13 protein-coding genes are annotated in these 15,268 nt (G+C 75.7%); 9 read left to right on the forward strand and 4 right to left on the reverse strand.

From position 1 onward, the window contains the following. Positions 1–391: 391 nt before the first annotated feature. Positions 392–982: a hypothetical protein gene (locus tag ACFV3R_RS22500; RefSeq protein WP_385585846.1), complete on the forward strand. Its 591-nt coding sequence runs from the start codon at positions 392–394 to the stop codon at positions 980–982. 79 nt (positions 983–1,061) lie between these two features. Beyond that, the gene (locus ACFV3R_RS22505) at positions 1,062–1,547 is read left to right on the forward strand and encodes an NUDIX domain-containing protein (RefSeq protein ID WP_385585850.1); all 486 of its coding nucleotides are present in this window, start codon (positions 1,062–1,064) and stop codon (positions 1,545–1,547) included. Positions 1,548–1,698: 151 nt separating this feature from the next. On the opposite strand, the gene ACFV3R_RS22510 is transcribed toward ACFV3R_RS22505, so the two are convergent. Both ACFV3R_RS22510 and ACFV3R_RS22515 read right to left on the reverse strand, forming a co-directional pair. Continuing rightward, positions 1,699–2,292, reverse strand: coding sequence for a hypothetical protein (locus tag ACFV3R_RS22510; protein ID WP_385585853.1), 594 nt, complete (start codon positions 2,290–2,292; stop codon positions 1,699–1,701). 124 nt (positions 2,293–2,416) lie between these two features. After that, entirely contained in the window at positions 2,417–3,235 is an 819-nt protein-coding gene (locus ACFV3R_RS22515; RefSeq protein WP_385585856.1) for a glutamate racemase, read from the reverse strand. Between the two features lie 97 nt (positions 3,236–3,332). On the opposite strand from ACFV3R_RS22515, the gene ACFV3R_RS22520 reads away from it, so the two are divergent. The 5 genes from ACFV3R_RS22520 to ACFV3R_RS22540 all read left to right on the forward strand — a co-directional run bounded on the left by ACFV3R_RS22520 (position 3,333) and on the right by ACFV3R_RS22540 (position 9,669). Further along, entirely contained in the window at positions 3,333–4,487 is a 1,155-nt protein-coding gene (locus ACFV3R_RS22520) for a glycosyltransferase (protein WP_385585967.1), read from the forward strand. 304 nt (positions 4,488–4,791) lie between these two features. Further along, on the forward strand, positions 4,792–5,298 hold the full coding sequence (locus ACFV3R_RS22525) for a DUF6643 family protein (protein ID WP_385585859.1): 507 nt from the start codon (positions 4,792–4,794) through the stop codon (positions 5,296–5,298). Positions 5,299–5,349: 51 nt separating this feature from the next. After that, a complete protein-coding gene (locus tag ACFV3R_RS22530) occupies positions 5,350–6,174 on the forward strand; it encodes an MOSC domain-containing protein (RefSeq protein WP_385585862.1) in 825 nt (274 codons plus the stop codon). Between the two features lie 188 nt (positions 6,175–6,362). Beyond that, on the forward strand, positions 6,363–6,962 hold the full coding sequence (locus ACFV3R_RS22535) for a hypothetical protein (protein WP_385585865.1): 600 nt from the start codon (positions 6,363–6,365) through the stop codon (positions 6,960–6,962). Between the two features lie 295 nt (positions 6,963–7,257). Next, on the forward strand, positions 7,258–9,669 hold the full coding sequence (locus ACFV3R_RS22540; protein ID WP_385585868.1) for a right-handed parallel beta-helix repeat-containing protein: 2,412 nt from the start codon (positions 7,258–7,260) through the stop codon (positions 9,667–9,669). Here ACFV3R_RS22540 and ACFV3R_RS22545 read toward each other — a convergent pair. Continuing rightward, the gene (locus ACFV3R_RS22545; protein ID WP_385585971.1) at positions 9,639–12,005 is read right to left on the reverse strand and encodes a hypothetical protein; all 2,367 of its coding nucleotides are present in this window, start codon (positions 12,003–12,005) and stop codon (positions 9,639–9,641) included. The genes ACFV3R_RS22540 and ACFV3R_RS22545 overlap by 31 nt on opposite strands. A 553-nt stretch (positions 12,006–12,558) precedes the next feature. Here ACFV3R_RS22545 and ACFV3R_RS22550 point away from each other — a divergent pair. Further along, positions 12,559–13,443 (forward strand): DeoR/GlpR family DNA-binding transcription regulator, encoded by an 885-nt coding sequence (locus ACFV3R_RS22550; protein WP_385585871.1) that lies wholly within the window; start codon positions 12,559–12,561, stop codon positions 13,441–13,443. Between the two features lie 97 nt (positions 13,444–13,540). After that, the gene (locus ACFV3R_RS22555; protein ID WP_385585874.1) at positions 13,541–14,041 is read left to right on the forward strand and encodes an SRPBCC family protein; all 501 of its coding nucleotides are present in this window, start codon (positions 13,541–13,543) and stop codon (positions 14,039–14,041) included. A gap of 70 nt (positions 14,042–14,111) precedes the next feature. On the opposite strand, the gene ACFV3R_RS22560 is transcribed toward ACFV3R_RS22555, so the two are convergent. Continuing rightward, complete coding sequence (locus ACFV3R_RS22560) at positions 14,112–15,251, reverse strand: PLP-dependent cysteine synthase family protein (RefSeq protein WP_385585974.1); 1,140 nt, start codon at positions 15,249–15,251, stop codon at positions 14,112–14,114. Positions 15,252–15,268 lie beyond the last annotated feature (17 nt).

The following is a 15,268-nucleotide window of genomic DNA, read 5'->3' on the forward strand; positions in this document are numbered from 1 at the left end:
AGGCTGGGGTCTCAGGGGTCCTTGCCATATGCCCGCCCGGGCCGCGTGGTCTGGCACCGCACCTCGCGGCGTTGCCGAAAAGCCCTAGTAGCTCCGCTACGAGGACCCTCCGGCGCCTTGCGATGCACGGCACCAGACCACGCAACCACGCGACCTCATCGGACGCTCATATGGCAAGGACCCCTTAACGCTGCCCCACCAGGTCGCGGACTGCATCCGCGGCGCGGCTGACCGGGAACCCGGCCCGTCCGGCCGCGGCCCCGGGGGGTGACCGGCCCGTCACCCGTTCTCCGCCTCCCGGATGGCCGCCCCGGCACCGGCCTTCTAGCGTCCGAAGGACCTGCGGGCCGAGCCCGCAGCGCCGACCGTGCACCGACGCCAGGGAGGCACCATGCGCAGGCCCGCAGCCGCCACCGCCGTGCTGTTCACCCTCGTCGCCTCGGGCTGCGCCGCCGGTGGGCGGGGCGCCGCTCCGGCCGAGTGGCGGGCGCCCCTGTCACCGCCGGCCGGAGCCTCCGCCACCGGGTCGGCCGGTCCCGTCGGGCGGCCCTCGGCCTACTGCGGGGAGGTGCCGGACGCCTCGGGCAGGAAGGGCGACATCCGGCTCTACGCGGACGGCGGGGACAAGGGCACCGTGCCGTGCCCGGAGGCGCTGGACGTCATGACGGAGTTCTTCGCCCGCGCCCCCGAGGAGGCCGGCGGCGACCGGGGGTCCCTGGCCGTGCGCGACTGGAACTGCGAGTACGGCAGCGGGCCGAGCGGCGACTGGATCAGCACCTGCCACAAGGCCGCCTGGCGGATGCACGCGGAGCTCCCGAAGTCCTCCGCCGCGCCTTCCGGCACCGGTGCGCAGTCCGGCGGCCCGGAGGAGTCACCGCAGCCGGACGCCTCCTCGCCGCCACCGGGCGGACCCTCGGCCGAGGACGTCGGAGGCAGCCCCTCGGCTGCCTCCGGCACCCCCTCCCCACCGGCGGGAGCCTGACCGGGCCGACACCTGCGGACCGGGGCTGACCTGCGGGACCACGCGGGGGGAGGCGCCAGGGGACCGCTAGGGTTCGGGCATGGCGACTCCCGACTTCATCCTCCAGCTCCGTGCCCTGGCCGGCCACCAGCTCCTGTGGCTGCCCGGCGTCACCGCCGTCGTCTTCAACGACGCCGGCGAGGTCCTGCTCATGCAGCGGGTGGACACCGGCCGCTGGTCCGTCGTGGGCGGCATCCCCGAGCCGGGTGAGCAGCCCGCGACCACGGCGGTGCGCGAGGTGTACGAGGAGACGGCGGTGCGGTGCGCCGTGGAGCGCGTGGTGCTGGTGGAGGCGCTGAAGCCGATCCGGTACCCCAACGGCGACCACTGTCAGTTCATGGACGTCACACTGCGCTGCCGGGCGGTCTCCGGCCAGGCGCGGGTCAACGACGACGAGGCGCTGGCGGTGGGCTGGTTCGCGCTGGACGCGCTGCCGGAGCTGGAGGACTTCGCCCTGGAGCGCATCCGGCGGGCGGCGGAGAAGGAGGCGCCGACCTGGTTCCGGGAGGCGGACGAGTCGGCCTGAGGACCGTCGGACCCCGGCCGGACGGGGGGAACCGGCCGGGGCCACGGGAGCTCGGGAGCGATGACTCCTGGCTCAAATTGAACGATAAACCATCACAGGCGCCTCGTCCCACACTCTGTGATCAACCCCACCACGGGAGGTGGGCCGGGCCTCAGGTCGCCTTCCGCCCGCGGGTGAGCCGACCGCGGATGCAGCGCACGGCCGCCTCTGCGTCGTCGACGGTGACGGTGAAGACCCGCCCGTCGCCGAGCCGCAGGGCCACCCCCTCACCGCGCCGCACCACCACGGCCGTCCCCTGGTCGGGACGCCAGCGGTAGCCCCAGCCGCCCCAGTGGCGCGGGGTCACACGGGGCACCACGTCCGCGCCCACCACCTGGGCCAGCGGAATGCGGCGACGCGGCAGCCCCATGTGCCCGCAGCGGACCTCCAGGTAGTCGTCCTCGACCCGCACCGCGACGTGCACGAACGCGATCGTGCCGAACAGGACGAGGACGCCGGCGGCGACGCAGCCGACCACGGCCATCACCAGCGCGGTACTGCCGGCCGTCCAGGCGTCGTCGACGGCGAGTTCGATACCGAGGGCCAGACAGGCGGCTCCCACTGCGGCGAGCAGCCACTGGACGCGGTTGGTGGCGCGCCCCTGCCAGACCTCCTGCGGCCCGGGGAGGGCGGGGAGGCCGGGGATGCGGGGAGGGCCGTTGTCGTCTCGTGGGGCGGTCGCCCCACCGTGGGGGTTGTCCCTCATGTCTCGCAGCGTACGCCCAACGCGCCGGGCCGGCACCGCGTCCCACCGGACCCGGGACGGGCGCCGTGCGCCACTCGGGTGAGCGCCCGGCCGCCGGGCGGCCCGCACCGGGGGGTGCGGCCCCTCAGACGGGGCGTGCGCCGCCCACGGGGGTGCGGTCGCCCGCCGCCAGCAGCCGGCCCTCCGCGTAGACCAGGGCCTCCCGCGGCAGCTGGGCGGGGCGCCCGCCGAGCAGGACGGTGAGGGAGCCGGTGGCGTCGGCGGCGGGCGCCGGCTCGGCGCCGATCCTGCGCAGCGCCTGCGCGGCGACCGCCTCCGCCGAACCGTGCAGCGCCAGGTCGCCCGCCGCGGCGGGGGTCCGGGGGCGGCGCAGCGCCGCGGCGATGCGGTCGGCGACCAGTTCGTAGTGGGTGCAGCCGAGCACCACGGCCCGCACGTCCGGCGGCGTGAGCGCGGCGGCGGCCCCGACGGCGGCGTCGATCCCCGCCTCGTCCGCCCACTGCACGGCGTCGGCGAGTCCGGGGCAGGGCACCTCGGTGACCTCGACGCCGGCGGCGAAGCGGGCGATCAGGTCGCGCTGGTAGGGGCTGCCGGTGGTGGCGGGGGTGGCCCAGACGGCGACCGGGCCGCCACCGGCCGCGGCCGGCTTCACCGCCGGCACGGTGCCGACCACCGGTACCTCCGGCTCCAGTTCGCGCCGCAGGGCGGGCAGGGCGTTGACGGAGGAGGTGTTGCAGGCGACGACCAGCGCGTCGGGCCGGTGCCGGGCCGCGGCCCTGGCCAGGTGGACGGAGCGCTCGACGACGTCCTCGGGGGTGCGGGGGCCCCAGGGCATGCTGTCGGGGTCGGACGAGAGGACGAGGTCGGCGTCCGGGCGCAGGCGCCGCACCGCGGCGGCGGCGGCGAGCAGTCCGATACCGGAGTCCAGGAGCGCGATCTTCACGCCGCAACCTTAGTCGATGGGCCGTGCGGCACCCCGGGAGCGCCGGGGTTGCCGTCGGCGGCGGGGGCGGCTGCGGCAGACTGCGCCCGTGGACGTGATGGCGTGGATCGGTGCCGGGTCGCTGGTGGCCTGGCTGTGGTTGTGGCTGGGGCAGGGCTTCTTCTGGCGCACGGACGTGACGCTGCCGGAGCGGGTGGACCCCGCGCGGTGGCCGACCGTCGCGGTGGTGGTGCCCGCCCGGGACGAGGCGGAGGTGCTGCCGCGCTCGCTGCCCTCGCTGCTGGCGCAGAAGTACCCGGGGCGGGCGGAGGTCTTCCTGGTGGACGACTCCAGCAGCGACGGCACCGGCGAGGTCGCCCGGGCCCTGGCGCGGGACCACGGCGGCCTGCCGCTGACGGTCCTCTCGCCGCCCGAGCCGGAACCCGGGTGGACGGGCAAGCTGTGGGCGGTGCGGCACGGCATGCGGACGGCGGCCGAGCGCGGCGGCGCCGAGTTCTGGCTGCTGACCGACGCCGACATCGCCCACGAGCCGGACAGCCTGCGGGAGCTGGTGGCGGCGGCGACCACCACCGGACTCGACCTGGTCTCGCAGATGGCACGGTTGCGGGTGGCCACCGGCTGGGAGCGGCTGATCGTCCCGGCGTTCGTCTACCTCTTCGGGCAGCTCTACCCCTTCCGGTGGGTCAACCGTGCGGGGAACCGCACGGCGGCTGCGGCCGGCGGCTGCGTGCTGCTGCGGCGGGAGGCGGCGGAGCGGGCCGGGCTTCCGGACAGCATCCGGCAGGCCGTGATCGACGACGTCTCGCTGGCCCGTGCCGTCAAGCGGACCGGGGGCAGGATCTGGCTCGGGCTCGCGCACGGCGTGGACAGCGTGCGCCCCTACCCGCGCCTGGCCGAGCTGTGGCGGATGGTCTCGCGCAGCGCCTACGCGCAGTTGCGCCACTCGCCGCTGCTGCTGGCCGGGACGGTGGTGGGCCTGGCCCTGGTCTACCTGGCCCCGCCGGTCGCGCTGGTGGCGGGAGCGGCCGGGCTCGGTGCGCCGGCGGCGGTGCTGGGCGGCGCCGCCTGGGCGGTGATGACGGGCACCTTCGTGCCGATGCTCCGCTACTACCGGCAGCCGGTGTGGGCGGCGCTGCTGCTGCCGTTCACCGCGACGCTGTACCTGCTGATGACGGTGGACTCCGCGGTACAGCACCACCGCGGCCGGGGAGCGGCGTGGAAGGGACGCACCTACGGCGCCCCGACGCGGTGAGGCGCGGCTGCCCGGCCGGGCCTGCCGGCAGCACGGCGCCGTCCGCGACCGCCTCCCCGGCCGGCAAGGGGCGCCACTCTCGGACGAGTTGCCGGGCGGCGACCCGTGACGGCAGGTCAATTATGCCCCGCTTGGACCGTTGTGATGGCGGGATAACGCCCTTCACACCGCCCTTCCCGGTCAAAGAGGCCCATGGCCGCCCAAGTGGACACTTCTCCCCTGAGCTGCGAAGACGCAGGTCAGCGCAGAGATATGAGGTCCTCGTTCTAGACCGGCGCCAACCGGTTGGCTTAACTTAAGAGGCATGACCTCCCCCCGCTCCAGCTATGGCGGCGGCTACTACGCCTCGCCCGCCTTCGCGGACACCCCGATCTATGACAGCCTCGTGGCCGAGCGCGGCACGCCGCAGATCGCGCCGATCAGGGTCCCCTCGGCCTACGATCCCGGTTCCTCCTATCTTCCCGCGCTGCCGTCGGCGTTGCCGGCCCTCCCGGCAGCCCCCTCCCACCCCTCCCCCGGGCCTTCGCAGGGCTACCAGGGTTACCAGGGCCAGCAGAACCACCAGGCCCAGCCCACCGTCGCGCCGCTCCAGCACACCCCGGCGCCGTACATCCCGCAGCAGACCCGCGGCGGTGCCCACACCCCGCCGCCCCAGCAGTACCAGCAGCGTCCGCAGCAGCCGGGCCCGGCGAGCTACGAGGCCATGCGCCCCGCCGCTCCCGTCCCGCCCCGCCAGCAGGCGCCGCGCCCGGCCCCCAGCCCCTACGACGACCCCTACGGCCGCCAGTACCCGCCGCGGGGCGGCTACTGACCCTTCCCGCATCCCGCCCGGCGTGCCGGTGGGTGCTGGCAGGATGTGGCCATGTCCGAGCCACGACTGCGCGCGATCCACCTGTACCCGGTCAAGTCCCTGGCGGGGCGCGAGGTCACCGAGGCCTGCGTCGAGCCGTGGGGCCTGCGGGGCGACCGGCGGTGGATGCTGGTCGACCCGGAGAGCCGGCAGGTCACCCAACGCACCCACCCGCGGCTGGCGTTGGTGCGCGCCCAGCAGGAGGAGGACGGCGCGCTGCGGGTGGCGGCACCCGGCATGCCACCCCTGCGTGTCGCTCGCCCCGCACCGGAGGCCGTCACCAAGGTGTCCGTCTTCGGCACCCCCTGCGAGGCGCTGACGGCCGACGAGGCCGCCGGCCGCTGGTTCGGCACGTACCTGGACGCCGAGGTCCGCCTGGTGCACATGGCCGATCCCGCCACCAGCCGCCCCGTCGACCCGCGCCACGCGCGCCCCGGGGAGACGGTCTCCTTCGCCGACGGCTTCCCCCTGCTCCTGGTCAGCGCGGCCTCCCTCACCGCGCTGAACTCCCTCGTGGCACAGGGCGAGGACGCCGCCGAGGGCCCGCTGCCCATGTCCCGGTTCCGGCCGAACCTGGTCGTCGACGGCCCGCCGCCGTGGGCCGAGGACGGCTGGCGCCGGGTCCGCGTCGGGGAGGTCACCTTCCGCGTGGTGAAGCCCTCCGGGCGGTGCGTGGTGACCACCGTCGACCAGCTCACCGCCGAGCGCGGCAGGGAACCGCTGCGTTCCCTCGCCCGCCACCGCCGCTTCGGGGACCGTCTGGTCTTCGGCCAGAACCTCATCCCGGACGGGTCCGGCACCGTGCGCGTCGGGGACCGGATGCAGGTCCTTCCCTGAGTGCGGGCCCGCAGTTCGGGGTGGAGCGCACGGCGGGCGGGGCGAGGAGGCATCATGGAGGTGTCTCGCGGAGGTTGTGAAGAGTCGGGTCCACGTCACGGTCGTCGCCGTGCGCGGAGGCGAGGCGGGGCACACGGACGCCGTGCGTACCGGGCCCGCGCCCGGCGGACGTGTGAAGGGGGCGGCTCGTGCGGTCGGTGCTCGGGATCTGGCGGTGGCGGCGCAATCCGTTGCGTCGCACCAGTGACCTGGTCGAGGGGTGGCTGGCGGTGGGGGCCACGCTGCTGGCCGTCCTGTCGGGCCCCTGCGTCGGCTGGCTGGTGGGGGACGCCGTGCACCACGCCCTGCACGAGCAGGTCCGCCTGGAGCGGCTCCACCGCCACCTGCTGCCGGCCACCGCCGTCCGCCACGCGCCCGGTCGTCACGACCCCGACCCCGAGACGGCCGCCGACGGCGACCACCGGCCTCGCGTGGTGGCGCGCTGGCAGGCCCCGGACGGCACCTGGCGCAGCGGTGTGGTGGAGGCGCCGGCGACGGTCGGGCCCAGGGACCGGTTCCACGTCTGGACCGACGACCGGGGCCGGGCGGTGCCCCGCCCGATGGACGACTCGACCGCGGCAACGCACGCCGTGCTCGCGGGAGTCGGGGCCGGCGCGCTGACGGCCGGCGGCGTCGAGGCCGCCCGCCGGCTGGTGATGTGGCGGGTGCTGCGCCGGCGTTCGCGGGCCTGGGACCGCGAGTGGGAGCAGGCCGGCCAGGACTGGGGCAGGGCCGGCGCGGGGAGTTGAGGCGCCGGCGCGTCCCGCCCGCTCCCCCGCCTCACGCCACCGTGCGTGCCGCCGCGTCGCCGTCCGGTCTTGGCTGCGGGGCCGGTCACGGCCGGCGCCCGGATGGCGATCGGCGTCCATGGCGAGGTCCCGGGCGCGCTACGGTGGTGCAGCCAGCCGTCACGGCTGGGGCTCGGCAGCGCCGTGATCGACGCACGCCGCACACGGACGCCGTCGCTGCGGCCCGCGTGGGGGCGCTGCGGATGCGCGCGCCGGGTCATCGGCAGCCGCACGAAGGTGGGGGCACGACAGCGCCATGGCACACGGCACGGTCCAGGTGACGCACTCCGGAACGTCGCGGTGGCGGCGCCGCACCGGTGAGTACGCCTCGCTCGCCGCGGCACTGGAGGTCGCCGGCGACGGTGACGTGCTGACGGTGGCGGCGGGCACTTACCGCGAGAACCTGGTCCTGAGCCGGGCGGTGACGCTGCGCGGCCCGGAGGGTTCGCGCGGTGCGGTGCGCATCGCCCCGGCGGACGGGGTGGCCGTGACCATCCGCGGTTCGGCGACGGTCACCGACCTCCAGGTGGAGGCACAGGACTCCACCTCCCCCGCACTGCTGGTCGAGGACGGTGCGCCGGAGCTGGCGGACCTGCGGCTGGTGACGCGTTCGGCCGCCGGCGTCGAGGTGCGCGGCGGGGCCCGGCCGACGGTGCGCCGCTGCACGGTCGACAACCCCGGTGGCGTGGGCATCAGCGTGCTGGACGGGGCGGGCGGCCTCTTCGAGGAGTGCGAGGTCGTGGCGGCCGGTCAGGCCGGGGTCTCGGTCAGCGGCGGCGCGCACCCCCGCCTGGAGCGCTGCCGGGTGCACCACGCGGCGGGCGCCGGCCTGTGGCTGACCGGGGAGGGCAGCGCCGTGGAGGCGGTGGGCTGCGAGGTCTACGAGATACGCGGCGCCGGGGTGCAGGCCACCTCCCGTGCGACGGGGCACCTCACCGAGTGCACGGTGCACCGCACCTCCGCGGACGGCGTCACGCTGGACAGCGACGCCGTGCTGACGATGGCTGACTGCGTCATCCACGACATACCCGAGAACGCGGTGGACCTCAGGTCCCGCGCAGTGCTGACGCTGACCCGCTCCTCGGTGCGCGGCTTCGGCCGCAACGGCCTCTCGGTGTGGGACCCGGGCACCCGGGTGGACGCCAACAGCTGCGAGATCCACGACAGTACGGGCGACTATCCCGCGGTGTGGATCAGTGACGGGGCCAGCGCGGTGCTGGAGTCCACCCGCGTGCACGACGTGCCGGACGCCCTCTTCGTACTGGACCGCGGTTCGCGGGCCGACGTCGTCGAGTGCGACCTGGAACGGGTGCGCTCCACCGCGGTGTCGGTGAGCGACGGCGCCGTGGTGCAGCTCGACGACTGCCGCATCCGGGAGGCGGGGACCGGCGCCTGGTTCCGCGACCACGGCAGCGGCGGCACCCTCGCCGGCTGCACGATCGACGACACGCAGACCGGCGTCATCGTCACCAAGGGCGCGGACCCCACCATCGAGCGCTCCACGGTGACCAGGCCCGCGGAGGCCGGCTTCTACGTCTCAGCCGAGGGCCGCGGCACCTTCGACGGCTGCCGGGTCACGGGCAGCGGCGGGTACGGCTTCCACGTCATCGACGGCTGCCGGACAGTACTGCGCCGCTGCCGTACCGAGCGGTGCTCCCGCGGGGGCTACGAGTTCGCGGAGGAGGGCCCGGTCGCCGAGGACTGCACGAGCGACGAGAGCCGGGCCGCGGCGGCGACCGAACCGCCGGCCCCGTCACCCGCCGTGCAGAGAGCGACCCAGTCGCCGGGACTGCTGGGCGGCGGGCCGGCGGCCAGCCCGGCTCCGGCCCCCGCGGCAGCCGGACCGGCCCTCGACCGGCGGCCCTCGCAGGAGGTGCTCGGTGAACTCGACGCCCTGGTGGGCCTGGAGAGCGTCAAGCGGGAGGTCCGCAGCCTCATCGACATGATCGAGGTGGGCCGGCGCCGCCGGGAGGCCGGCCTGAAGGCCGCCTCGGTCCGCCGCCACCTGGTCTTCACCGGCTCCCCCGGCACCGGCAAGACGACGGTGGCGCGGCTGTACGGCGAGATACTGGCCTCCCTCGGGGTGCTGGAGAGCGGCCACCTGGTGGAGGTCTCCCGCGTGGACCTGGTGGGCGAGCACATCGGTTCCACCGCCATCCGCACCCAGGAGGCCTTCGAGAGGGCCCGTGGCGGCGTCCTCTTCATCGACGAGGCCTACGCGCTCTCCCCGGAGGACTCCGGCCGGGACTTCGGCCGGGAGGCGATCGACACGCTGGTGAAGCTGATGGAGGACCACCGGGAGGCGGTCGTGGTGATCGTGGCCGGGTACACCGCCGAGATGGAGCGGTTCCTCGCGGTCAACCCCGGTGTGGCCTCCCGCTTCTCGCGCACCATCACCTTCGGCGACTACGCCCCCGAGCAGTTGCTGTCCATCGTCCGCCAGCAGGGCGAGGAGCACCAGTACAGCCTCGCCGAGGGGGCGGAGGAGGCGTTGCTGAAGTACTTCACCCTGCTGCCCAAGGGGCCCTCCTTCGGCAACGGGCGCACGGCGCGGCAGACGTTCGAGGCGATGGTGGAGCGGCACGCCGGCCGGGTGGCGACGCTCAGCGAGCCGAGCACCGCCGACCTGACCCTGCTCTACGCCGAGGACCTGCCCGAACTCCCCTGAGCGGGCGTCTCGTCGGTGCCGTCAGGGGGTGGCGGCGGGGGCGCACCGGGCCGGTCGGTGGCGGGCGCCGGGCCGCCGCCCAGGCGCGCGACGAGTCCGGCCCGCACGGCGGTGAACTCGGGGTCGGCCTGGTAGTCGCTGTGGCCGAGGATCGGCGCGGGCAGCGGGTGCTGCAGGGTGCGGCCGTAGACCAGCGGGTCCCGCAGCGGCCCGCGGTCCACGGCCCGGCCGTCCTCGCCGGAGAGCCGTACCGGTCCGCCGATGGGGTCGGTGAGCCGCCACAGGTTGCGCCAGGCGTCGGTCTCCCGGTGCAGCCCCTCCAGTGAGGGCGGGCCGAAGAAGGCGGGGAACCAGCGGCCGTAGAGGCGTTCCAGCGGTGAGCCGTAGGTGAGCAGGGCGACGCGGCTGCGGGTGACCGGGTCGAGTTGCCAGACCGCGGCGGCGGCCAGCACGCTGCCCTGCGAGTGCCCGGAGATGACCAGCCGCCCGTCGTAGGTCTCGGTCCAGGTGGCCATGCGCCAGGTGAGGTCGGGTACGGCGCGCTCGGCGTAGCAGGGCGGCGCGAACGGGTGGGCGGCGCGCGGCCAGAACGTCCCCACGTCCCACAGCACGCCCACGGTCCGGCGGGCAGCGGCGTCCTGGTAGGCGCGCCGGCCCAGGGTGAGCAGCAGGACGACGCCGGCGCCCATCAGCCAGGACCCCGTCGACTCCGCGGTCTCCGCGGCGGCGTGCACGAAGGCCGGTGCGTGGGCGGTGGCCGGGCCGGGGGCGAGCCCCGTCAGCCACGCCCCCACCACCGCGCCGGCCCCGGTCAGCAGGGTGGCCACGGCCACCGCGCTCAGCAGGACGGGGGCGCCGTCGGTGAGGCCGGCGCGGGCGATGGTGGTGGCGATCTGCCGGGTCCGCTGCGCGTCGGGCGTCTCCGAGGGGTCGTAGAGCCCGGCGATGTCGGGCTCCACCGCCCGTCGGACCACTACCACGCGGACCGCGGCGACCGCCACGCCGGCCAGCAGGACCAGGCCGAGGAGCGGCAGCGTCGACGCCTGCCAGGACAGCAGCACCGGCGGTCCCGCCAGCCGGCTGCCGGGGTGGCCGGGGCTGGCGTCGCCGTCGAGCCAGTCGGCGCAGCGCTGCGCCACTCCCCCGCTCATCAACCCGCCGACGGCGCAGGCCAGCAGGGCCACGGCCGGTCCTGCCTGGCCGCGCAGGGCGGCACGGGGTTTCGCGTCGCGGGGGGCGGCGCGGCGCAGCACCCACGCGGTGACGGCGAGGGCCAGCACGAGGCCGCCCTGGAGCACCGCGAGGACGAGGAAGACGCCGGCGGTGGGGAGGCGTCCGCCGCCGCTCCAGCCGGGCCGTGCCCAGCCGGCGTGGACCAGTGTCGCGGCCACCACCGCGAGCGCGGCGTGGGGCAGGGCCCGGACCCAGGCCGAGTCGGCGGCGTCGTCGGGCTGGGCCTCGCTGCGGGCGGTGCGCCAGACGACGAGGAGGACGGCGGCGCCGAGGACCGCGACGGCGGCGGCGAGCACCACCGCGCAGACGGTCAGGGCCGTGTGGTGCGGGCCGCCGGCGGGGGCGTCGCCGAGCGTGGTGGCGGCGAGCAGGGCGGTGGCGGGGGTGAGGAGCGCCGCCGCGACGTGGGCGGCCCGCAGCCGGCTCACCACGCGCCTGCCGTACCAGAACCCGCCCTGCTGGAGCGGGGAGCGTTCGCTCGGCGGGGTCTCCTGCGAGGCGCCGGGCCGGCGGGGCGGCGGGGAGGCCGACTCGTAGGCGCTCCAGGTGCGGTGCGAGAGCCACCACAGGATGCCGACGAGGAGGAGCGGGACGGCGGTGGCCAGCGCGAGCCGGCGGCCGGGGGCGCTCCACCAGCCGCCGCGCGCCGGGCTGAGGAAGCCGAGCCAGGAGGCGTCCGCGGTGCAGGCGGTGGCGGCGGCGCACTGCCAGGCGACCAGGTCGAGGGCGACCTCGCAGGCGGCGGCGACGAGCAGGACGGTGAGGCTGAGGGCCACCAGGCGCACCAGCAGGTCGTAGAGGCGCTGGGCGGGGTGGCGGGGGGAGGCGGCGGGACGCATCCAGTGCGCCAGGTTGGCGATCATGAAGGGCAGCAGCACCAGCCACAGGGCGCGCGAGGCGTTGCCGGAGGTGAGGTTGCACCAGCAGTACGCCTCGCGGATCGGCTGCCACTTGTTTCCGGCGGCCTCGCCGCCGGGGTGCGGCCCGGGTGCGGGTCCCGTCCCGGCGCGTGCGTCGGCCTCGGCGTGGCGGTCGACTCTCCGGCGGTAGCAGGCGGCGGTGTCGTCACCGGTGACGCGGACGGTGCGCGGGTCGTCGAGCATCTTCTCCGGGGTGGTGCCGCCGACCCCGTGGACGAGGAGTTCGAGCGCCAGCCCCGAACCGCTGCGGCCCTGCGCGGCCTCGGGAGCCGGCCGGGGGCGGGGCGGGGCGGTGGCTGCGGGGCCCGCCCCGGGCGGGCCGGCGGTGCGGGGGCGGGTGGGCGCGTGCTGGTCGGCGCTTGTCCGCACCTCGGGCGGCGTCTGCGCCTGCGCACACCCCCCGGCCGGTGGGTGGGTTCCGGCCGTGGTGGTCCGGTCGTCCACCGGGGTGGCTGCTCCGCCCTGCCCGTCATCAAACCGGTCCACGTCTTCCCCCGGTGTCCGTCGCCTGGAATTCTGGAGGTGCCACCGTGCCGCCCGGCCTGCCCGCCGTGCCCGCGGCGTGGGGCCGTACCTGCTTACTGCCCGCCCGGGGGGCGGCTCTCACCTCCGGCTCCTGCCCCGGACCGCGTGCCGGCGGCTCGTGGGAGGATGTCAGGCGCACGGTCGGTCACCTTGAACCGGCGGCACCCGAGGCGGACCGCGGGTGGTCGGCCGGGCAGAAGGGACGGACGGGGTGAGTGACAACCAGAACCTCCTGGCGGAGCAGCGCAGGGCGTTGATCCTCGACGAGGTGAGGCGGCGCGGTGGCGTACGGGTCAACGAACTCACCCGCCGGCTCAGCGTCTCGGACATGACCGTCCGCCGCGACCTGGACGCCCTTGCCCGGCAGGGCATGGTGGAGAAGGTCCACGGCGGGGCGGTGCCGGTGAGCGAGCCGAGCTCCCACGAGCCGGGCTTCGAGGCCAAGTCGGCGCTGGAGACGTCCGCCAAGGAGGAGATCGCGGTGGCCGCGGCGGGCCTGGTGGCGCCGGGCGGCACGGTGGCGCTGGCCGGCGGTACGACGGTGTTCGCGCTGGCGCAGCAGCTGCTGGACGTCCCGGACCTGACGGTGGTCACCAACTCGGTGCGGGTGGCTGAGGTGTTCTACACGGCGCAACGGGCCGCCGCGGCGGTGGCCCGGCCGCGGGTGGGCGCCGCCACAGTGGTGCTGACCGGCGGGGTGCGCACCCCCTCGGACACGCTGGTGGGCCCGGTGGCCGACGCCGCCATCCGCTCGCTCCACGTCGACGTGCTCTTCCTCGGGGTGCACGGCATATCCGTGGAGGCGGGCCTGTCCACCCCCAACCTCGCGGAGGCCGAGACCAACCGCCACTTCGTGCGCTCGGCGCGGAAGGTCGCGGTGCTGGCCGACCACACCAAGTGGGGTATCCGCGCGTTCAGTTCCTTCGCCGCGTTGGCGGACGTCGACGTGCTGGTCACCGACGGCGGCCTGACCGCCGAGCTGCGGGCGGAGGTGTCGCAGGCGGTGCCGGAGCTGGTGGTGGCGGGCGACGAGGAGGGGGCGGACGGTACGGCGTCACCCGGTAGGGCGAACCCTGCCGATACGGCCGCGGGCTGAGTCGGCCGGCACTATCGTGGCGCTCGGCAACGGCCCCCGCCGCTGCCAGGCTCGGCACGGCCGGTCGGGTCACCGGTCCTGACGTGGGGGGCAGCTGGTGAGAGCGCGCCGACTGGAGCCGGTGAGTGCGGAGTTCGTCGACACCGCTCCGTTGCGTCTGGTCTTCGGGGGGCGGGTCGCCGCGTCACCCCGCGCGGTCTACTCGGCGCTCGTGGAGGAGGCGGAGAGCTACGGTGACTGGTTCCTCGGGGTGCGCCGCGTACTGACGGTGCCCGCCGCCGGCGTCTCGGGCCCGGCCACCCGTCACGTCTGGCTGGCGGGTGGCGTGCGGTGCGCCGAGACGGTCCTGGCGGCCGACCCGGGCCAGCGCTACCTCTACCGGGTGGACGAGATGACCGCCCCGGGGGTGCGGGCCCTGCTGGAGGAGTGGCGTCTGGCCCCGGCCGGCGCCGGCACCCGGGTGCGCTGGACGGTCGCCGTGGACGCCGGGCCGGCGACCCGTCTGGCCCTCCACCTGGCCCGCCCGGCGGCGAGCAGCCTCTTCCGCCGCTCCCTGCGCACCCTCCAGACACGGCTGCGCGGGGACTGGGGGCCGTGAGGGCCCAACGCCGGCCGCTGTCACCGCATTCGGCCGGGCGGAGCGGTCGGCGGCGGGGCGGGCCGGACGTCTACTCCCGCCACTCCCCCGTGGCCAGGAAGGTGCGCAGCACCTCGCCGTAGGGCTCGATGTCGAGTCCCTGGGAGGCGAGCCAGGCGTCGCTGTAGTACTTGTCCAGGTAGCGTTCACCGGGGTCGCACAGGAGGGTCACCACCGAGCCGGTGCGGCCCTCGCGCACCATCTCCGCGACGATGCGCAGGGAACTCCACAGCCCGGTGCCCGTCGACCCGCCGGCCTTGCGGCCGAGCGCCGCCTCCAGGGTGCGCAGCGCGGCGAGGCCGGCCGCGTCCGGGACCTTCATCATGCGGTCGATGGCCGCGGGCAGGAAGCTCGGTTCCATCCGGGGCCGGCCGATGCCCTCGATGCGTGAGGCGGTGGTGCAGTCGGTGCGGGCGTCGCCGGTCAGCCAGCCGTCGAAGAAGCAGCTGTTCTCCGGGTCGGGTACGCAGATGCGGGTGTCGTAGCCCATGTAGTGGACGTAGCGGGCAATGGTGGCGGAGGTGCCGCCGGTCCCGGCGGTGGCCACGATCCAGGCCGGTTCGGGGTGCCGTTCGCGCCGCAGTTGCTGGTAGATCGACTCGGCGATGTTGTTGTTGCCGCGCCAGTCGGTGGCGCGCTCGGCGTAGGTGAACTGGTCCATGTAGTGGCCGCCGGTCTCCTCGGCCAGCCGCGCGGCGACGGTGTAGACGGTGCGGGGGTCCTCCACCAGGTGGCAGGTACCGCCGTGGAACTCGATGAGGCGGGTCTTCTCGCTGCTGGTGGTCGCCGGCATGACGGCGATGAACGGCACACCCACCAGCCCGGCGAAGTACGCCTCGGAGACGGCGGTGGAGCCGCTGGACGCCTCGATGACCGGCCGGCCGGGACGGATCCAGCCGTTGCACAGGCCGTAGAGGAACAGCGACCGCGCCAGCCGGTGCTTCAGGCTCCCGGTGGGGTGCGTGGACTCGTCCTTCAGGTAGAGGTCGACGCCCCAGTGGACGGGCAGCGGGAAGAGCAGGAGGTGGGTGTCGGCCGTGCGGTTGGCGTCTGCCTGGACCTTGCGCACGGCGTCCCGGAGCCAGTTGCGGTACTCGGGGTCGCTGCGGTCCACGTCCCGGGTGCCGGGGACGACGGGCCCGCGGCCGGCGGCGGCCGGCGCGGCGCTCACCGGCGCCGGGTCCGGCC

The organism is Streptomyces sp. NPDC059740 (assembly GCF_042733155.1).
GTDB lineage: Bacteria > Actinomycetota > Actinomycetes > Streptomycetales > Streptomycetaceae > Streptomyces.